Genomic DNA, 19,415 nt, shown 5'->3' on the forward strand with positions numbered 1-19,415 from the left:
GGCCCCGTTCGTCAGCCGAGGGACAGGCGGACGGGCGGAGCCGGCTTCGCGGCGCGGTCGGCTCAGACCCGCGCCGGCTGGCTGTAGGCGTCGAGGTCGGCCGCGAGGGCGGCCGAGACCCGGGCGCGCAGCTCCGTGCCGGCAGCGGTGTGCTCCTGGTGCAGGACCTCGCCGGACTTGTGGATCCGGGCGACCAGGTCACCCCGGTTGTACGGGACGACGACGTCGACCTCTACCTGCGGGTGCGGGACGCGGCCCGCGAGGGCCTCGACCAGCTCGGCGATCCCCGCTCCCGTCCGGGCTGAGACACACACCGCGTCCGGCGCGATCCGCTTGATGGCCGCGACGGTCGTCTTGTCGGCGATGTCCGTCTTGTTGACGACGACCAGCTCGGGCACGTCACCCGCGTCGATGTCGTTCAGGACCTCGCGCACCGCCGAGATCTGCCCGACCGGGTCGAGGTGCGAGCCGTCGACCACGTGCAGGATCAGGTCCGCGTCGGCGACCTCCTCCAGCGTGGAGCGGAACGCCTCCACGATCTGGTGTGGCAGGTGACGGACGAAGCCGACCGTGTCGGTCAGCGTGAACGCCCGCCCGTCGGGCAGGGTCGCGCGGCGCACCGTCGGGTCCAGGGTCGCGAACAGGGAGTCCTCGACCAGCACCCCCGCGCCGGTCAGCCGGTTGAGCAGCGACGACTTGCCCGCGTTGGTGTAGCCGGCGATCGCGACCGACGGCACTGCACCGCGCCGCCGCGACGACCGCTTGGTCTCGCGGACGGTCTCCATCTCGCGCAGTTCCCGGCGCAGCTTGGCGATCCGGGCACGCAGCCGGCGGCGGTCGGTCTCGATCTTCGTCTCGCCGGGCCCGCGGGTACCGATGGGCGCGCGCCCACCAGAGGCCGCCTGCCGGGACATCGACTCACCCCAGCCGCGCAGCCGCGGCAGCATGTACTGCAGCTGCGCGAGCTCGACCTGCGCCTTGCCCTCCTTGGACGTGGCGTGCTGGGCGAAGATGTCCAGGATCAGCGCGGTCCGGTCGATGACCTTGACCTTGACGACCTCCTCCAGCTGGCGCAGCTGGCCAGGAGTGAGTTCGCCGTCGCAGATCACCGTGTCGGCGCCGACCGTGCGGACGACGTCGGCCAGCTCCTTGGCCTTGCCGGAGCCGACGTAGGTCGCCGTGTCCGGCTTGTCCCGGCGCTGCACGAGCGCGTCGAGCACGACGGAGCCCGCGGTCTCGGCGAGCTGGGCGAGCTCGGCCATCGACGTCTCTGCGTCGACGATCGTCCCCGCCGTCCAGACCCCGATCAGGACGACCCGCTCCAGCCGCAGCTGGCGGTACTCGACCTCGGTGACATCGGTGAGCTCGGTGGCCAGCCCCTGCATGCGGCGCAGCGCGTCGCGCTCCTCGACCGCCAGCTCGTCGCCCGCGTCGTCGTAGAAGCCAAGACCCGTGAAGGTGATCTCGCCGGTGTCCCTGGCGTCCGCCAGAGCGTGGTCGGTGGCCAGTACCCGGGCCACCGCGTCAGAAGGATTCCGGTCGCCTCGCGTGGCAGCGGGCCGGCGGACCGGGCTGTTGGGAGTGGATTCAGCTGGAAGACTCATACCATCCGTTCCAACGCGACGGGCCCACGTCCGGATTCCGCGTGGTCGCCGTTCGCTCCAGTTGTCCGGGATGTGCATCCAGGACGGTGGTACCGGGACCCTTTTGGGGCCTTGTTCCCCGCGGCCGCCGGTGCCTGTCGGCCTCTGTTCCCCGGCTCCGGCGGTTCGCACCCCGCTGCGGGAGATGCGGCGGGGTGTCGATGCCGGTAGCGTGCCACGCCCGGCTCACCCCTGCGACGTGTTTTCCGGTCCCGGACCACGCGACGCTCAGGTGCGGCCTCCGGCCAGCGCCGGCTCCTGGGTCCGTGCCCGCGCGGCGGCAAGCCAGTCGGTACGCAGCAGGCCCTCGCTGACGAGGACGGCCGGCCCGCGCAGCCGGACCTGGTCGCTGTCCCACAGCACCTCGACCCGGCCGCCGGGGACGTCGACCGGGACCACGGTCCCGGGGCCCCGGCCGGCCCTGGTCGCGGCGGCGACCGCCACCGCGCAGGCCCCGGTGCCGCAGGACAGGGTCTCGCCGACACCGCGCTCGTAGACCCGCATCCGGACAGCGTCGGGGGCGCCCATGACGATCTCGACGTTGGCGCCGCCGGGGAAGGCCTCCGCCGCGAACTGGGGCGGCCGGGTCAGATCAAGCGCGTTCAGGGCCGTCTCGGCCAGGTCGTCGGCGAAGCAGACGGCGTGCGGGTTGCCCATCGAGACGCTGGTGGCCGGGAAGGTCCGCCCGCCGATGGACACGGTCTCCGCGTTGAGAGGGCCGATCGTCGGGGGCCCCATCTCGACCGTCACGTCGCCCTGGCTGGGGACGTCAGCCAGCCGCACTCCCGCGCGGGTCGCCACCGGAATCAGCCCGGACCGCTCGTAGCCGGCGTCGACGAGGTAGCGGCCGAAGACGCGCAGGCCGTTGCCGCACATCTCGGCGCTAGACCCGTCGGCGTTGCGGTAGTCCATGAACCAGCGGGCGGAGCCGAGGGCTCCCGCCGGTTCGGCGGTGGGCCGGCTGGCTCGCGGCTGGGCGGCCGCGGGCTCGGCCGCGGTGAGCACCACCCGCAGCACGCCGTCGGCCCCGACGCCGAACCGGCGGTCGCACAACGCCCGCACCAGCTCCGGCGTCAGCTCCAGCTCACCATCCGGATCCGGCACGATCACGAAGTCGTTTCCGGTCCCCTGCCCCTTGACAAACCGCACTCCGCGATCGTACGGGGCCATCCCGTCCGCCGCCTGCGGCGGCCATCCCGACGGCCTCAGGCCGGCGTCTCGCCGTGGGACCCGTTGGCATCATCGCCTCGGACCGTCGTACCGTGATAGTTATACCGGTGCCTCGTCGGAGCCACCGGTCGATGGCGGCACCGCGCGGACTCTTCGCGGTGCGTCGCAACGCGAACGGCCGCCACGGCCGGGACAGGTGGGCTTGGACATGGTCGAGCTGAAGTCGGCGGCGGCGATCGGGGCGATGCGGGCGGCCGGGCAGGTCGTCGCCCAGGCCCTGGCGGCGGTGCGCGAGGCCGCGCGGGTCGGCACCAGCCTGCTGGAACTGGACGAGGTCGCCGCCACGGTGATCGCGCGCGCCGGCGCGGCCTCGACGTTCAAGGACTACCAGCCGCGCTTCGCGCCGACGCCGTTCCCGGCGGTGACCTGCGTGTCGGTCAACGACGTGATCGTGCACGGCATCCCCGACGGCTACCGGCTGCGCGACGGCGACCTGGTCAGCGTCGACTGCGGCGCCGAGCTGGCTGGCTGGACGGGCGACGCCGCGACCAGCTTCGTCGTGGGCACCGCCCGGCCGGCGGACCTGCGGCTGATCGCGGCGGCCGAGGAGGCTCTCGCCGCCGGGATCGCCGCGGCCCGCCCGGGCGGCCGGCTCGGCGACATCTCGCACGCGGTCGGCGCGGTCTGTCGCCGGGAGCGGTTCGGCATTCCCGACGGGTTCGGCGGGCACGGCATCGGCCGGCTGATGCACGAGGACCCGCACGTCCCCAACGACGGGCCGCCTGGGCGTGGCTTCCCGCTGCGTGCCGGCCTCGTGCTGGCGATCGAGCCGATGCTGCTCGCCGGGGGCCGCGACCGCTACCAGACCGCCGCCGACGGCTGGGCACTGCGCACCACCGACGGGAGCCGTGCCGCCCACGTCGAGCACACCGTGGCCGTCACCGCGGACGGCCCACGCATCCTCACCCTGCTGTAACGGGCCCTCGACGGCCCCGCGAGTTCCGCCAGGGCCCGGCCAGGACCTCGCCCCGCGGGCCAAGGGGTGGCGTCAGGCGGTGGGCGCCATGTCGAAGGTGGCCTCGTCGGGGGCGCCGGCCCGGCGTGTGGTGCGGGGCTCGTCGGGACGGCCGCGGCCGAGCGCCAGCAGCCGGGCCTCGTCCACGCCGAGGGGTGGGCAGAACACCGGGCCGGTGGCCCGGTCACAGCCGAGGCTGATGAGGCGGGCGGCGAAGCGGGCGGTGTCGACGCCGTCGGCGAGGACCGCCGTCCGGCGGCGTCGGGCCAGGGCCACCATCGCGGCGAAGACCGACTCGCCCTCCAGATCGCGCAGCGTGGCCCGCAGGAAACGGTCGTCGAGCCGGACGAGGTCGAGGGGCAGCAGGTCCAGGGTGGCCGGCGAGCCGATCCAGCGGCCGAACGCGCGCACGGCGACGGCCACGCCGCTGTCGCGCAGCCGGTCGAGGGTGCGAGGCAGGGACGGGTCGGCCCGTCCCAGCACATCCTCGGTGAACGCGAGGCCGACGGCCCCGGGTGGCAACGCGCCGCGGTCGCGGACCATCGTGACGATCTCGTCCGCGAACCGCGGCTGCGCGAGCTGGCGGGAGCCGATGTGCAGCCACAGCCGGGGCGGCCGGACGGCGCTGCCGGTGGCCATCCGATGCCAGGTCCGGCACTCGGTGACGGCGGCGCGCAGCGCCCACTGGTCGAGCTGGTCGGCGAGCCCGGCGAACTGGGCGATGACCCGTACGTCGGCGGCGTCGAGCAGGCCTCTGTCTGCGTGGGCCCACTGCAGGCGGGCGGTCATCCCCGGAACGGAGCCGGTCCGCAGGTCCACCTCGGGCTCGAAGGTGAACCGCAGCGTGCCGTCGTCGAAGGCGGCGTAGAGAGCATGAATGAGCGCAAGGTCGAGCTGGGTCACGCGGCCACTCCCGGATGCCGGGATGGACCGGCCGCGCCTCCGCCGGCGCACTTCGGCGGAAAGACGTCCGGTCACACGTCACGGGCCGCGCAGCGCGCGGCGATGACGAAGCCCCGCGCCCGCCGGCCCTTCCAGGTTCACAGCGAGCAGGTTCACAGCGAGCAGGTTCACAACGAGCAGGTTCACAACGAACCCACCAGACGGCGGACGGTGCCGGCATCGGGCTGGTCGAGCCAGCTTATCCGTGGATCACGTCGGAACCACGACCTTTGCCGACGCGCGAACCGCCGCGTCGCCGTCACGGTCGCGGCGCGGGCGTCGTCCTGCGACGCGAACTCGCCCTGTAGCCAGCCGAGCACCTGCGCGTAGCCCAGCGCGCGCGACGCGGTCCGTCCCGTCGACAGGCCGGCCTTGTCCAGCTCGCGGACCTCCTCGACGAGGCCGGCGGCCCACATCCGGTCGACCCGGGCCGTGATCCGGTCGTCCAGGTCGGCCCGGTCGACACCGACTACGACGACGTCGTAGTGCGAGCGGTGCTCGGGCAGCCGCGCGACAAACCCCCCGGTCAGCGCCACGACCTCCAGCGCCCGCACGATCCGCCGGCCGTTCGAGGGCAGGATCGCCGTCGCGGCGGCCGGGGCCGCCGCCGCCAGCTCGGCGTGCAGCGCCTCCGGGCCGATCTCGGCCAGCCGGGCCTCCAGCCCCGCGCGGATCACCGGGTCCGTGCCGGGAAACTCCAGCTCGTCGAGCACGGCCCGGATGTAGAGCCCGGAACCACCGACGAGCACCGGGAGCCGGCCCTCGGCCAGGAGACGGTCGACGATCTCGCGCGCGTCTCGCTGGTAGCTGGCGACGTCGGCGGTCCTCGTGACGTCCCAGATGTCAAGAAGATGATGCGGTATTCCGCGGCGCTCGTCCGGTGGGACCTTGGCGGTGCCGATATCCATGCCCCGGTAGAGCTGCATCGAGTCGGCATTGATGATCTCGGCTGTGCCGGCGTCCAGCGACGCGACGAAGTCCAGAGCCAGGTCACTCTTGCCGGCAGCGGTGGGCCCGACGATCGCGACCACGCGGCCACCAGGTTGCCGCTGCCCGTCAACGTCGTCGCGCACCGCCACCGCCCTTCAGAATTCCGTCAAGCCTGCCACGGATGGCCCGGGCGTAGGACGGCCCGCGACAACCGACGTGACCGTCGGTAGCGGCGGCCTGGTGGCCGTCCGGGCCGGCCGCCCGCGAGCGTCGCCGCCGTCGTTCAGGCCGCTGCCTCGGTTTCGGCCGCGCGGATGAAGGCGACCAGCACATCGGCGGTGCCGGTCGGGTTCTGCACGGCGGGCGAGTGCATCGCGGCGGGGATGGCGGCGTGGCGGGCCCCCAGCCGCACGGCCATGTCCGCCTGCTGCGTCGGCAGCCACGCGTCGTCGTCGACCCCGTGGGTGACCAGGAGCGGGATGCCGTGCGCCGCGGCGACGGCCGCCGCCTCGGCGACCCGGTCCGTCTCGTCGAGCAGCGTCTGTGCCATCACGAGCATGCCCCGCTCGGAGCTGCCGAAGAACCGGCGCCGCAGGAACTCGACCTCCTCGGCGGAACGGACCGCCGGGTCGATCGCGCGGGTGCCGTCCCAGACCGCCTTGAGGCCGCCCTGGGCGTAGAGCGCGTACAGCGCCCGCAGGGCCAGACCACGCGGCCCGCCGATCGCCGCGGGCCCGGAGCCGAAGAAGGTCACCGACGCCAACAGCGCGGGACGCTCCAGCAGCGTGGCCCGCGCGACGAGGCCACCAAACGAGTGGCCGACGAGATGGACCTGGCCGCCAAGCTCCTTGGCCACCAAGGCCACGTCGGACGCAAGGCCATCCAGCGAGAACTGGCTGTCGGGCCCGTCAGGGTCGCCCTTCGACTCGTGCTGTCCGCGTAGGTCGACCGCGACCGCGCGCAGCCCGGCCGTCGCCAGCAGGGGCAGGATGGGGACGAAGTCCTCCTTGCTGCCGGTGAAGCCGGGCAGCATCAGTACGGCCGCGCCGTCGGCCGGTCCGGCCACGAGGGCGGCGAGACCGCCCACGGTCACGGTTTGGGGCTCGTCCAACCTGTCAATGGCCCTCGTCACGCGCTACCCCCCGGTTCCCACAGGCAGACGAAATACCCGACCCCATACGGGGCGTCCGCGTACAAAACGTCCGCCGACCAGGTGGGCGTTCCTGGGACGGCCGCCGCGCCGGCGAGGACCTGCCACGGGGCGCGGCCGGCCACCAGCAGGTCGGCGGCGAGGCCCGGTTCGAGAGCGAGCAGCGCGTCGAGATCGACCGTCGCTAGCGCGCGTTCGACGACCGCGTCGCAGGGTTCGGCTCGCTCGTCCAGGGAGCCAGGGGCCTTGACCGTCCTGCGGGCGCTCCCGTCGCCCATCACGAGCAGCGCGACGAGTTCCGGTCCCGCGACCAGCTCGGCGCCCCGGCTGGCGGCCTGCGTCGCCTCCGTCTTCGCCGAGACCCCCAGGCCCCAGCGAGCGATCTCCCAGCCCGTCTCGGCGAGCAGCCAGGCGCCGACCGCGAGTGACAACGGCAATCTGGGGGCCTCGGCAGAGTCGCCCTCCCCCACGGAGTTGAGGCCTCCAGCCGCACCGGGCACCCCGGCGGCCGGGACCGGCCCGAGCGGGACCTGGTAGTTGACGCCGAAGCCACGGAAGTCGCCGACCGCTGCCGGCGGGTAGACGTTGAAGCCGGTCGCGAGGGCGTCCGGATCATCGCCAACGACTACCAGAACATCCGGGTTCGCCGCCCGAAGGCGATCAATCGCGGCCAACGCGGGAAGGCGGGCCGCGACCGGCTCGCCGGCGCCGACCCTGGGTACCAGCAACGGCGGGTGCGGGCAGACCGCCGCGACTACGAGCGGCACTTCGTTACCGTGCCGAGGCCGAGGCCGAGGCCGAGGCCGCGACGCCGTCGGCCGAGGCGGCCACAGACGTGTCAGTTCCGGAGCCGACCATGGCACCGCCAGCCTGGGCGGCCTGGGCGTCCGGGAGACCGCAACCGGCTGTCGAACAGCCACCTGCGTGCCCGTCGCCGTGCGGCTGACTTGCCTCGTGTGACTGGCCTGCCGCGTGCGTCTCACCAGCGGGGTGGGCGCGACCGCCGGTGGCGGCCGAGGTGCCGATGGCCGGCATGCCCAGGCTGACCGACTGGCGGGCCGGGCCCGCGGGCGCCGCCCGGTCGGCCTCCCAGAGATCGCCGGCGCGGGTGGCCCGGGCGGTGAGCGGCGCACCGGCGGCGACCAGGTAGTGCGGCGCACCGTAGGTGATCATGGTGGTGGCGACGTCGCCGGGACGCAGCCGGGCCAGTTCGGCGAGCACCGCCGCCTCTTCGGCGGGCGAGGTGGTGACGCCCGAGCGGGCGGACGCGTTGGCGTCGGGCCCGAGGTGGACGAGCCGGCCGTCCCGGGCTCGGCCCGAGCGGCGGCCGGTGGCGTCGTCCTTGCGACCCTCCCCCTCCGCCAGCAGGACCTCGACGGTCCGCCCGACCTGGGCCCGGTTCTCCGCCAGGGAGACCTCGTCCTGGAGCGCGACCAGCCGGCCGTAGCGCTCGGCCACGACGGCGGGCGGGACCTGCTCGTCCATGGTCGCGGCAGGGGTGCCGGGCCGGGGCGAGTACTGGAAGGTGAACGCACCGGAGAAGCGGGCCTCGCCGACGACGTCGAGGGTGTCGAGGAAGTCGCGTTCGGTCTCGCCCGGAAAGCCAACGATGACGTCGGTGGTGATCGCGGCGTCGGGAAGCGCGGCTCGGACCCGTTCGACGATGCCGAGGTAACGGTCCCGGCGATACGAACGCCGCATCCGGCGCAGCACGTCATCGGAGCCCGACTGCAGGGGCATGTGCAGGCTGGGGCACACGTTCGGGGTTTCGGCCATCGCGACGATCACGTCGTCGGTGAAGTCGCGTGGGTGCGGAGAGGTGAACCGGACCCGCTCAAGGCCCTCGATCCGACCGCAGGCCCGCAGCAGCTTGGCGAAGGCGGCCGGGTCTCCGAAGGAACGGCCGTAGGAGTTGACGTTCTGGCCGAGCAGCGTGATCTCGACGGCGCCGTCGGCGACCAGCGCCTCCACCTCGGCGAGCACGTCCCCGGGCCGGCGGTCGCGTTCCTTGCCGCGCAGGCTCGGGACGATGCAGAACGTGCAGGTGTTGTCGCAGCCGACGCTGATGCTCACCCAGGCAGACGCGTGGCTGGCCCGCCGCGCCGGCAGCGTGCTGGGAAAGACCTCGAGAACCTCGGCGATCTCGACCTGGGCCGCGGAATTGTGCCGGGCGCGCTCCAGCAGCACCGGCAGGCGGTGCAGGTTGTGGGTGCCGAAGACGACGTCCACCCACGGGGCCTTACGAGTGATCGTGCCGCGGTCCTTCTGCGCGAGGCAGCCGCCGACGGCGATCTGCATGCCCGGGTTGTCGCGCTTCGTCGGATACAGATGGCCGAGGTTCCCGTACAGCCGGTTGTCGGCGTTCTCCCGGACGGCACAGGTGTTGAACACGACAAGGTCGGGCGTCTCGCCGGCCGGCACCGGGACATAGCCGGCGGATTCGAGCAGACCCGAGATCCGCTCTGAATCGTGCACGTTCATCTGGCACCCGAACGTGCGCACCTGGTAACTACGGCCAATCACGCTTACCAGCCTAGTTCACAACCGCAAGGAGGACCGAAACGGCGATCTTCGGTGGACGTCCGGGGGCGCGACTGGGCCCGCATGTCGGGCGCGGGCCGATGCTCGCTGGTGGCCTCGGCCCAACCGTGGTGGCCGTTGGGGTCGAGATGATCTCCGCGTTCGGCGGAACGCGCTTGGGCGCCGAGGAACGCACCTGGCCGAGGCCCGCGCGGCCGGTCCAGACAGCGGGCGATCCGGCTCGGTCCGCACTCCCTTCCAGCGATGGTCGCGTCGCCGGAACCGCACCGATACCCGCCTCGTGGACCGCCCTATTTGGCGGTTTCGATGGCGCGGGTCTCGCGGACCACAGTGACCCGGATCTGGCCTGGGTAGGTGAGCTCGTCCTCGATCTGGCGGGCGACGTCCCGGGCGAGCAGACGGGCCGCGGAGTCGTCGACCTCTTCGGGGACGACCATCACTCGAACCTCCCGCCCGGCCTGCATGGCGAACACCCGCTCGACGCCGGGGCGCTCGGCGGCGATCTGCTCAATGCGCTCCAGGCGCCGCACGTAGGACTCAAGGCTCTCGCGCCGGGCGCCGGGCCGGCCACCGGAGATCGCGTCCGCGGCCTGGGTGAGCACCGCCTCGACGGAACGCGGCTCGACCTCGTTGTGATGGGCCTCAATGGCGTGCACGACGTCCTCGTGCTCGCCGTAGCGACGGGCGATCTCGGCGCCCACCAGGGCATGCGAGCCCTCGACCTCGTGGGTCAGCGCCTTGCCGAGATCGTGCAGCAGGGTGCCGCGCTTGGCGATCACCGCCGGCAGCCGCAGCTCCGCGGCCATCAGCCCGGCCAGGTGCGCGGACTCGACCAGGTGGCCCAGCACGTTCTGGCCGTAGCTGGTGCGGTACCGCAGCCGGCCGAGCAGCACGACCAACTCCGGATGCATCTCGCCGATGCCGACCTCGACCAGCGCGTCCTTGCCTGCGCGCACGCAGCGCTCCTCGACCTCGCGCTGGGCGCGCTCGTACTCCTCCTCGATCCGCTGCGGATGAATCCGGCCGTCGGCGACCAACGCGGACAGCGTGATCCGGCCGACCTCACGGCGGACCGGGTCGAAGCAGCTGAGCAGTACCGCCTCGGGAGTGTCGTCGATGAGCACGTTCACACCGGTGACCGACTCGAAGGCGCGGATGTTGCGGCCTTCGCGGCCGATGATCCGGCCCTTCATCTCGTCGCCCGGCAGGTGCAGTACGGAGACGACCGACTCAGCGGTCTGCTCGGCGGCGACCCGCTGGATCGCGATGGTGACGATGCGCCGGGCCCTGTCCTGGGCCTCGTCCTCGGCACGCGCCTCGATCTCGCGCGCCAGCGCCGCTGCCTCCAGCCGAGCGTGGTGCTCGACCACCGACAGCAGTTCGGTCTTCGCCTCGGCCGAGGTCATGCCAGCCGCCTGTTCGAGTGCCGCGACCCGACGAGCGTCCAGCTCCTCGGCGTCCCTGGCCCGACGGGCAAGGGAGGCATCCCGATCGGCGAGCTCGCGGTCACGGGACTCGATCCGTCGGGTCTGGTCTTCCAGGGTGGCAAGGCGTTCCTCGATGCGGGCCTCGCGCTGGGTGAGCCTGCTGTCCCACTCGCGCAGTTCGGCTCGGCGGCCACGAAGCTCGGCCATCGCTTTGTCGCGTTCCTCGTGGGCCTCACGGCGGGCCACTTCGGCCCGTTCGCGGTCGGCCTCGGCGAGCTTGCGGGCCAAGGCCTGGGCCTGCTCCCGGGAGGTGGCCTCGGCGTGCTCCCGGGCCACGGCCGTGGCGCGCTCCCGGGCGACCGTCTCTGCATGGGCGACTGCTTCGGCCTGTGCGGCACGCAGCGCAGCCGCCGCGTCGGCGTCCGGCACCGACGATGGCCGTGCGCCCGGCTCGATGCCCGTGCGCGAGCCCGCCCGCAACAGCCGTAGGACGACCAGAGCGAGGGCGACGATGGCCACCAGCACCACCACGACGAGTGCCACGAGCACGCCGATCAACGCTGCTCCTCCCGATCCGGGTCGTGGAGCAGGAGCCCCCACCAACCCCGGGCGGAGTCGACGGAAAGCTGCTCCCGGGCACACGTCCAGCCCACCGGGAGCCAGCCCAAGGCCGGCGAACTACAAAAGCCGACCCTGTCGGGTCCCGTCGAACGGACCGGAGCGGCGAGTAGCCCACGCGAGACGGCGGCATTTCCACCAGGGCCGGAGAAAACGCCAGGACGCCTTCTCGACCCCGTCGGCATTCACCCGGTGGCAGTCTCCAGGTACACGGAAACTCTCCTTGCGTGACCGAGGGATCTCGGTAGCACGAGGGAGCACTGGGTGGCGTCGCCTACATATGCACTTGAGTCAACTATAGCGACCGCGTTGTCCGCGGGAGTCCTCGCGCCGTTGCTGAGCGTAGATCGATCAGTTTTGGCGGGTCAAGAAATACCGGACAGCGCAGATCGTTGGTCTCTAGCCCGCAGGTCAACGGCCTTCTCGGTCTGTCGCCGCTTCTTGGAGCCCGGCTGCCGGTACAGGCGTGCCCGCGGGCGCGTCGACGGCTTCCCGGAGTCACCCCTCGCCCTCGTCCAGGTCGCCGAGGACGTCGTCGAGCGCCTCGCTGTCGGCTGCTTCGAGCAGCTCGGTGACGACCCGGACCGCGAGATCCGTCGGGTAGCCCTTCCGGCCGAGCATCGCCACCAGGCGGCGCAGCTGCACCTGCGTCTCGAGCCCGCGCATGCCACGCAGCCGGCGGGCGACGAGGTCGCGAGCGGCCGTCTCCTCGGCGGCGCCGTCCACACTGGCGAGCGCCGTCGTCGCGACGTCGTCGGCGATCCCCCGGCGACGCAGCTCGACGGCGAGGCCCCGCCGGGCGAGCCCACGGTTCTCGTGGGCAGAGGAGACCACCGCCGCGGCGAAGGCATCATCGTCGATCAGTCCGACCGCCGTCAGCCGGTCGAGCACCGCCTCCGCGACGTCGTCGGCCACCCCGCGCCGCCGCAGCGCTCCGGCCAGCTCGGCTCGGCTCCGCGCTCGAACCGCCAGCTGCCGTAGACAGATCTCCCGAGCGACGGCCACCGGATCCCGCTCGACGTCCGCCTCCTGGCCCGCCCTGGCCCGCGCCACCATCCACCTCCCAGCTCCGAAAGACCACCTCAGGCGCTCGACACACGGTCCCCACCCATCCGTCGTCGCGGGGAGGTCGGGCACCGAAAGGCCGGCCCGGCGGACCGGCGACAGACCGACCGGCGACAGGCGGACCGGCGACCGATCCGCCTAGATGTCGACCGGGACCGGAGCCAGGGTGTCACCGTCGAGGGTGGGGATGATGCCGAGCTTCTCCTTGATGCGTTTCTCGATCTCGTCGGCGAGATCGGGGTTGTCGCGCAGGAAGTTGCGGGCGTTCTCCTTGCCCTGGCCGAGCTGGTCGCCGTCGTACGTGTACCAGGCGCCGGACTTCCGGATGATTCCGTGCTCGACGCCCATGTCGATGAGCGAGCCTTCGCGACTGATGCCGCCGCCGTACACGATGTCGAACTCAGCGGTCCGGAACGGCGGGGCCACCTTGTTCTTGACGACCTTGACCCTGGTCCGGTTGCCGACCGCGTCCGCGCCGTCCTTGAGCGTCTCGATCCGGCGGACGTCGAGGCGGACGGAGGCGTAGAACTTCAGCGCCTTGCCACCCGTGGTGGTCTCCGGCGAGCCGAACATCACGCCGATCTTCTCGCGCAGCTGGTTGATGAAGATCGCGGTGGTGTTCGAGTTCGACAGCGCGCCGGTCATCTTCCGCAGCGCCTGGGACATCAGCCGGGCCTGCAGGCCGACGTGGCTGTCGCCCATCTCGCCCTCGATCTCGGCGCGGGGCACCAGCGCCGCGACCGAGTCGATGACGATGATGTCCAGCGCGCCCGAGCGGACCAGCAGGTCCGCGATCTCCAGCGCCTGCTCACCGGTGTCCGGCTGGGAGACCAGCAGGTTGTCCGTGTCGACGCCGAGCTTGGTGGCGTACTCCGGGTCGAGCGCGTGCTCGGCGTCGATGAAGGCGGCGATCCCGCCGAGGGCCTGGGCGTTGGCCACGGCGTGCAGCGCGACCGTCGTCTTGCCGGACGACTCCGGGCCGTAGATCTCGACGATCCGGCCGCGGGGCAGACCACCGATCCCCAACGCCACGTCGAGGGCGATCGAGCCGGTCGGGATCGCCTGGATCGGTACGCGGGTCTCGTCGCCGAGGCGCATGACGGAGCCCTTGCCGAACTGCTTGTCGATCTGCGCGAGGGCGTTCTCGAGAGCCTTCTCGCGGTCGGGTCCTGCCATGGGAGCTACTCCTGGCTGAGGTCGTCGAGTCTTGGTGGCCACGAAGGCGACGTTAGGGGGTGGGTCCGACAGTTTCGAGAGGGTGTCCCGCAACTGTGGACAACGGTCTACCTGTGGTCAGACTAACCGAACACTCGTTCGACCTGAACGTCGGCGCGCCAGCGCGCCCCGGCTTTTCCCAGACGGGCCAGCGAGGCACCTGGGCGCGGACAGTGACGTCGAAGGTCAGTGCTCCCGGGCCGGGACGTCGAACTCCTGGCAGACAGCGCGCCAGACGGCCTTCGCGTCGTCACCACGGGCCAGCGCCCCCTCGACGGTGGCACCGCCCAGGCTGCCCAGCACGTGGTCCCGGGCAACCGATTCCGCATAGTCGGCCCCGAACTGGCGGTTCATCCTGGACCAGAACTCGGTGAGTCGCACCCATCCAGTCTGCCGCGCCCGGATGACGGCCCTGCCAGCCAGGTGCGGTCACCCCACCAAACGCCCGGCGAGCCGTTCCCCTTCGGGCCATCACGGCCCCAGCCGCGCGGACGACGGGACCGCCGCAGGCTCAGGCCCGGCGCCGGATCGGGGCGTTATGTCGGAGGCGGGAGGCAGACTGGCGGGCGTGCCAGACTCCGATCCGCTCGCCGCGTTCTCGGCGCCGACCAGGGCGTGGTTCCAGGCTGCCTTCCCCGCGCCGACCCCGGCCCAGACGGGCGCGTGGGCGGCGGTGCGCGCAGGCGGGAGCGCGCTGGTGGTGGCGCCGACCGGATCCGGCAAGACGCTGGCCGCGTTCCTGTGGTCGCTCGACGAGCTGGCACGCTCCAGCCCGCCGGCCGACCCGACCCGGCGGTGCCGGGTGCTCTACGTCAGCCCCCTGAAGGCACTCGCCGTCGACGTCGCCCGCAACCTGCGCGCCCCGCTGGCGGGCATTCAGGCGGCGGCGACCCGGCTCGGCCACGCGGTTCCCGAGATCAGGATCGGGATGCGCACCGGCGACACCCCCGCGACCGAGCGGCGGGCGTTCGGCCGGACCCCGCCAGACATTCTGATCACCACCCCGGAGTCGCTCTTCCTCATTCTGACCAGCCAGGCGCGCGAGGCGCTGCGCGCGGTGGAGACGGTGATCGTCGACGAGGTGCACGCGGTCGCGAGCACCAAGCGCGGCGCCCATCTGGCCCTCAGCCTGGAGCGGCTGGACGCGCTGCGGACGCCGGAGCCGGGCCGCCATCGGCCCGCGGGCACGGCCGACCCGCCAGCTGGGGCGCCGCTGGCCCGCCGGGTCGGGCTGTCAGCAACGGTGCGGCCGGTCGAGGAGGTCGCCCGGTTCCTCGGCGGCGCCCGGCCGGTGACGGTCGTCCGGCCGCCGGCCAGCAAGACGCTGCTGGTCGACGTCGTGGTGCCGGTGCGTGACATGGCCGACCCAGGCGCTCCGGCCGGGCTCGCCGGGCTGACCGCGCCGGGCGGGGTGTCGGCGCGACCGACCCTGGAGAGCCTCGACGGCGGCCCACCGGTCGCCGAGCCGACCAGGCCGTCGATCTGGCCGGCCGTGGAGGCCCGCGTCCTCGACCTGATCGAGGCTCACACGTCGACGATCGTCTTCGCCAACTCCCGCCGGGTCGCCGAACGGCTCTGTGCCCGGCTGAACGAGCTGCACGCCGAACGGCTGATCGCGGCCGAGGCGGCGCGGGTGGAACGCGGCGGCGGCCGGATCGACCTGGACGAGCTCGACGGCCCGCCGGGTGACGACGGCCCTCCAGATGCGGGCAGCCTGCTGGTCGATCTCGACAGCCCGAGCGGCGACCACGGATCGGCCCGGCCAGCAGGCACCGAAGCGCGCGTACCCGCCTCAGGCAGGCACCAGGGTGAGCCCATCCGGGTGACGCCAGCCGAGGTGATGGGCGCCGCCGGGCTGGCTCGCGGGTCGCTGCCGTACGCCGAGGTCGCCCGCGCCCACCACGGCAGCGTGAGCCGGGAGCAGCGGCTGCTGATCGAGGAGGACCTCAAGGCCGGCCGGCTGCCCGCCGTCGTCGCGACGTCCAGCCTGGAGCTGGGCATCGACATGGGCGCCGTCGACCTGGTCGTGCAGATCTCGTCGCCGCCGAGCGTCGCGGCGGGCATGCAGCGGGTCGGCCGAGCCGGCCACCAGGTCGGCGTGGAGAGCCGAGGGGTGGTCCTCCCCAGCCACCGCGCGGATCTGCTGGAGGCGGCCGTCGTCGCCGAGCGGATGCGCGACGGCGCGATCGAGGAGGCCCGCTACCCGCGCAACCCGCTGGACGTGCTGGCCCAGCAGATCGTGGCGATGACGGCCGTCGACCCCTGGCCGGTGGCCGAGCTGGGCGCGCTGGTCCGCCGGGCGGCACCGTTCGCGACGCTGCCGGGCAGCGCGTTCGACGCGGTGCTGGACATGCTGTCCGGCCGCTACCCGTCGGACGCCTTCGCCGAGCTGCGCCCGCGGATCGTGTGGGACCGCGCCGCGAACACCGTCGCCGGCCGGCCCGGCGCCCAGCGGCTCGCCGTCACCAGCGGCGGCACGATCCCCGACCGGGGCCTGTTCGGCGTGTTTCTCGTCGGCGAGAAGGCGAGCCGGGTCGGCGAGCTCGACGAGGAGATGGTCTACGAGTCCCGGGTCGGCGACGTGGTGCTGCTCGGCTCGTCGAGCTGGCGGATCGAGGAGATCACCCCGGACCGGGTGCTGGTCACCCCGGCCCCGGGCCGGCCCGGCCGGCTCCCGTTCTGGCACGGCGACTCCCCCGGCCGGCCCGCCGAGCTCGGGCGCGCCCTCGGCGCCTTCCTGCGGGAGCTGACCAGGAAGAGCCCGCAGGACGCCGAGGCTCGGCTGCGGCAGGCCGGCCTCGACGAGTGGGCCACGAGCAACCTGCTCACCTACCTCGCCGAGCAGCGGGAGGCGGCCGGCCGGCTCTCGGACGACCGGACGCTCGTGGTCGAGCGGTTCCGCGACGAGCTGGGTGACTGGCGCCTCGCGGTGCACTCCCCGTTCGGCGCCCGGGTGAACGCCCCGTGGGCGCTCGCGATCGGTGGCAGGCTGCGGGAGCGTTACGGCGCCGAGGTCCAGGTCATGCACACCGACGACGGCATCGTCGCCCGGGTGCCGGACGCCGATGCCGCTCCAAGCGCCGCGGACGTCGTCTTCGACCCGGACGAGATCGCCGCGGTGGTGCGGGCCGAGGTCGGCGCGAGCGCGCTGTTCGCGAGCCGGTTCCGCGAGTGCGCCGGGCGGGCCCTGCTGCTGCCGCGGCGCTCCCCCAGCCGGCGGACCCCGCTGTGGCAGCAGCGCCAGCGCAGCGCGGCGCTGCTGTCGGTGGCGGCCGGGTTCGAGAACTTCCCGGTGGTCCTGGAGACGATGCGCGAGTGCCTGCAGGACGTCTTCGACGTCCCGGCGCTGGTCGAGCTGCACCGCGACGTCGACGCCCGCCGGCTGCGGGTGGTGGAGGTGGAGACGCCGGCGCCCTCCCCGTTCGCCCGCTCGTTGCTGTTCGGCTACGTCGCCACGTTCCTCTACGACAGCGACGCGCCGCTGGCCGAGCGCCGCGCCCAGGTGCTCTCGCTGGACAGCCGGCTGCTCGCCGAGCTGCTCGGCGAGACCGACCTGCGCGAGCTGATCGACCCGGCCGCGCTCGCCGAGGTCGAGGCGGAGCTGACCCGGCTCGCGCCCGGCCGGCAGGCCCGCGATCTGGAGGGCGCCGCCGACCTGCTGCGGGTGCTCGGCGACCTGACCACCGCCGAGGCGGTGGCCAGAGGCGCGGCCGCGGAGTGGCTGCCGGCGCTGGCGGCCGCGGGCCGGGCTCTGGAGGTGCGGATCGCGGGCGAGGAGCGCTGGGTCGCGGTCGAGGACGCCGGTCGGTTGCGGGACGCGTTGGGGGTACCGCTTCCGGTTGGGGTGCCGGCCGCGTTCACCGAGCCGGTCCGCGACCCGCTCGGCGACCTGGTCTCCCGCTTCGCGCGCACGCGTGGCTCGTTCGACGCCGAGGAGCTCGCCACCCGGTTCGGCCTCGGTGTCTCGGTGGCCGTCGGCGCGCTGGAACGGCTGGTGGGCGCGGGCCGGCTGGTGCGCGGCGAGCTACGGCCCGGCCGGACCGGAGAGCAGTGGTGTGACGCCGAGGTGCTGCGCCGGCTGCGCCGCCGCAGCCTCGCCGCGTCGCGCCGTGAGGTGGAGGCGGTGCCACCAAGAGCGCTCGGCGCCTTCCTGCCGGCCTGGCAGTCGGTCACGGCCGGCCGGGCCCGCGGCGTCGACGCCGTCGCGCGGGCGGTCGAGCAGCTACAGGGGGCGCTGATCCCGGCGAGCGCCTGGGAGCAGCTGGTCCTGCCGGCGCGGGTCGCGGACTACTCACCGGCGATGCTCGACGAGCTGTGCGCGACCGGCGAGGTGCTCTGGGCCGGAGCGGGCGGACTGCCCGGCGATGACGGCTGGGTGACGCTGGTGCTCGCCGACGCCGCCCCGCTGCTCCTGCCCGCCCTGGCCGCCCGGACCGCCGGCGCGCCAGGCGACTCCGGCGCGGACCCGGGCGGGGTGGCGGACCTCGCCACGCTCGCCACCGGCCGGGCCGACGCACGTGCGGGCACCGACGAGGGCCTACGCGCGGCCGCCGCCGACGAGGACGGCGCGGTCCCGGCGATCGACGACCCGGCCGCGACCCCGCTGCACCGGGCCGTTCTCGACGCGCTCGCCGACGACCAGGCGCTGTTCTTCCGTACGCTGTCCGACCGGGTCGGCAGCCTCGACGACGCCGCGCTGGCCGCCGTGATCTGGGACCTGGTCTGGGCCGGCCTGATCACCAACGACACGCTCGCCCCGCTGCGCGCCCGGCTGTCCGGCGGCTCGGCGACCACCCACCGCGCGACGGCTCGGCCGCGCCGTTCGAGCATGCGGTTCGCCTCCGGCTACGGCGCCGGCCTCGCCGGCGCGGGCGTGGCCGGCCGGCCCGCGACACCGCGGCGCGGTGGCCCGCCCATGGTCGCCGGCCGCTGGTCGCTGCTCCCGCCCCGCGACACCGACCCGACCCGACGGGCGCACGCGCTGGCGGAGGCACTGCTCGACCGGCACGGCCTCGTCACCCGCGGCGCGGTCGTCGCCGAGCGCGCACCAGGCGGGTTCGCCGCCGTCTACCGGGTGCTGTCCGCCTTCGAGGACGCGGGCCGGGCCCGCCGCGGCTACTTCGTCGAAGGCCTCGGTGCCGCCCAGTTCGCGATGCCCGGCGCGGTCGACCGGCTGCGGGCCGTCGCCGCCACGCAGCGCGCCGCCGACGAGGAGCCGGACTGGTCCGAGCAACCCGGAACAACGGGACCGGGCGGACCGGTTGCTGGCGCGGCACGCGGCGGGCGGGCTCAGCCGGGCGGGCGCCGGGAGACCGACGGCCGCGCGGTGGTGCTAGCGGCCACGGACCCCGCGAACCCCTACGGCGCGGCCCTCGCGTGGCCGGCCCGGGCCGAGGATGCCGACGGGCCGGGCCACCGGCCTGGCCGCAAGGCCGGGGCGCTGGTGGTGCTGGTCGACGGCGACCTGGCGCTGTACGTGGAGCGAGGAGGAAAGACCTTGTTGTCCTGGCCGGAGCCCGCGCGCGCCCTGCAGCCGGCGGTCGACGCGCTCGCGCTGGCGGTGCGCGACGGCTGGCTCGGCCAGCTCGCCGTCGAGCGGGCGGACGGCCGAGCAATCACCGGCAGCGCGCTCGGAGACGCGCTGGTGCGCGCGGGGTTCCACCCGACGCCGCGCGGCGGCCTGCGGCTGCGGGGCTGAG

General features: G+C 73.7%; 13 protein-coding genes. 2 read left to right on the forward strand and 11 right to left on the reverse strand.

The window, feature by feature from the left end; genetic code table 11:
* Positions 1-62 precede the first annotated feature (62 nt).
* Both hflX and dapF read right to left on the reverse strand, forming a co-directional pair.
* The gene (gene hflX, locus FRADC12_RS07080; protein WP_084010502.1) at positions 63-1,604 is read right to left on the reverse strand and encodes a GTPase HflX; all 1,542 of its coding nucleotides are present in this window, start codon (positions 1,602-1,604) and stop codon (positions 63-65) included.
* Positions 1,605-1,871: 267 nt separating this feature from the next.
* Entirely contained in the window at positions 1,872-2,792 is a 921-nt protein-coding gene (gene dapF, locus FRADC12_RS07085) for a diaminopimelate epimerase (RefSeq protein ID WP_232303659.1), read from the reverse strand.
* Positions 2,793-3,021: 229 nt separating this feature from the next.
* Here dapF and map point away from each other — a divergent pair, with 229 nt between their 5' ends.
* Positions 3,022-3,789 carry a type I methionyl aminopeptidase gene (map, locus tag FRADC12_RS07090; RefSeq protein WP_045876048.1) on the forward strand — a complete coding sequence of 256 codons (768 nt, stop codon included), beginning with the start codon at positions 3,022-3,024 and terminating at the stop codon, positions 3,787-3,789.
* 72 nt (positions 3,790-3,861) lie between these two features.
* On the opposite strand, the gene FRADC12_RS07095 is transcribed toward map, so the two are convergent.
* The 9 genes from FRADC12_RS07095 to FRADC12_RS07135 form a co-directional block, all read right to left on the reverse strand.
* Positions 3,862-4,731, reverse strand: coding sequence for an EAL domain-containing protein (locus FRADC12_RS07095; RefSeq protein WP_045876049.1), 870 nt, complete (start codon positions 4,729-4,731; stop codon positions 3,862-3,864).
* Between the two features lie 182 nt (positions 4,732-4,913).
* Positions 4,914-5,843 carry a tRNA (adenosine(37)-N6)-dimethylallyltransferase MiaA gene (gene miaA, locus FRADC12_RS07100; protein WP_045879204.1) on the reverse strand — a complete coding sequence of 310 codons (930 nt, stop codon included), beginning with the start codon at positions 5,841-5,843 and terminating at the stop codon, positions 4,914-4,916.
* Between the two features lie 140 nt (positions 5,844-5,983).
* The gene (locus tag FRADC12_RS07105) at positions 5,984-6,793 is read right to left on the reverse strand and encodes an alpha/beta fold hydrolase (RefSeq protein WP_232303660.1); all 810 of its coding nucleotides are present in this window, start codon (positions 6,791-6,793) and stop codon (positions 5,984-5,986) included.
* A gap of 35 nt (positions 6,794-6,828) precedes the next feature.
* Positions 6,829-7,617 carry a class III extradiol dioxygenase subunit B-like domain-containing protein gene (locus tag FRADC12_RS07110; RefSeq protein ID WP_045876051.1) on the reverse strand — a complete coding sequence of 263 codons (789 nt, stop codon included), beginning with the start codon at positions 7,615-7,617 and terminating at the stop codon, positions 6,829-6,831.
* 4 nt (positions 7,618-7,621) lie between these two features.
* On the reverse strand, positions 7,622-9,373 hold the full coding sequence (gene miaB, locus FRADC12_RS07115; protein WP_255355178.1) for a tRNA (N6-isopentenyl adenosine(37)-C2)-methylthiotransferase MiaB: 1,752 nt from the start codon (positions 9,371-9,373) through the stop codon (positions 7,622-7,624).
* A gap of 308 nt (positions 9,374-9,681) precedes the next feature.
* Positions 9,682-11,376, reverse strand: a complete 1,695-nt coding sequence (gene rny, locus FRADC12_RS07120; protein ID WP_045876052.1) for a ribonuclease Y — start codon at positions 11,374-11,376, stop codon at positions 9,682-9,684.
* Between the two features lie 558 nt (positions 11,377-11,934).
* Positions 11,935-12,492, reverse strand: a complete 558-nt coding sequence (locus tag FRADC12_RS07125) for a regulatory protein RecX (protein ID WP_045876053.1) — start codon at positions 12,490-12,492, stop codon at positions 11,935-11,937.
* Positions 12,493-12,639: 147 nt separating this feature from the next.
* Positions 12,640-13,677 (reverse strand): recombinase RecA, encoded by a 1,038-nt coding sequence (gene recA, locus FRADC12_RS07130; RefSeq protein WP_045876054.1) that lies wholly within the window; start codon positions 13,675-13,677, stop codon positions 12,640-12,642.
* Positions 13,678-13,902: 225 nt separating this feature from the next.
* Positions 13,903-14,097 carry a DUF3046 domain-containing protein gene (locus FRADC12_RS07135; RefSeq protein ID WP_045876055.1) on the reverse strand — a complete coding sequence of 65 codons (195 nt, stop codon included), beginning with the start codon at positions 14,095-14,097 and terminating at the stop codon, positions 13,903-13,905.
* A 157-nt stretch (positions 14,098-14,254) separates the two neighbouring features.
* Between FRADC12_RS07135 and FRADC12_RS07140 the strand changes: the two genes are divergently transcribed.
* Complete coding sequence (locus FRADC12_RS07140) at positions 14,255-19,414, forward strand: Lhr family helicase (RefSeq protein ID WP_045876056.1); 5,160 nt, start codon at positions 14,255-14,257, stop codon at positions 19,412-19,414.
* Position 19,415 lies beyond the last annotated feature (1 nt).

The organism is Pseudofrankia sp. DC12 (assembly GCF_000966285.1).
Classification (GTDB): Bacteria; Actinomycetota; Actinomycetes; order Frankiales; family Frankiaceae; genus Pseudofrankia.

Coding starts and splice junctions, on each gene's coding strand:
- hflX (WP_084010502.1), bottom strand. CDS start 1,604: ATGAGTCTTCCAGCTGAATCCACTCCCAACAGCCCGGTCCGCCGGCCC.
- map (WP_045876048.1), top strand. CDS start 3,022: ATGGTCGAGCTGAAGTCGGCGGCGGCGATCGGGGCGATGCGGGCGGCC.
- FRADC12_RS07125 (WP_045876053.1), bottom strand. CDS start 12,492: ATGGTGGCGCGGGCCAGGGCGGGCCAGGAGGCGGACGTCGAGCGGGAT.
- recA (WP_045876054.1), bottom strand. CDS start 13,677: ATGGCAGGACCCGACCGCGAGAAGGCTCTCGAGAACGCCCTCGCGCAG.
- FRADC12_RS07140 (WP_045876056.1), top strand. CDS start 14,255: ATGTCGGAGGCGGGAGGCAGACTGGCGGGCGTGCCAGACTCCGATCCG.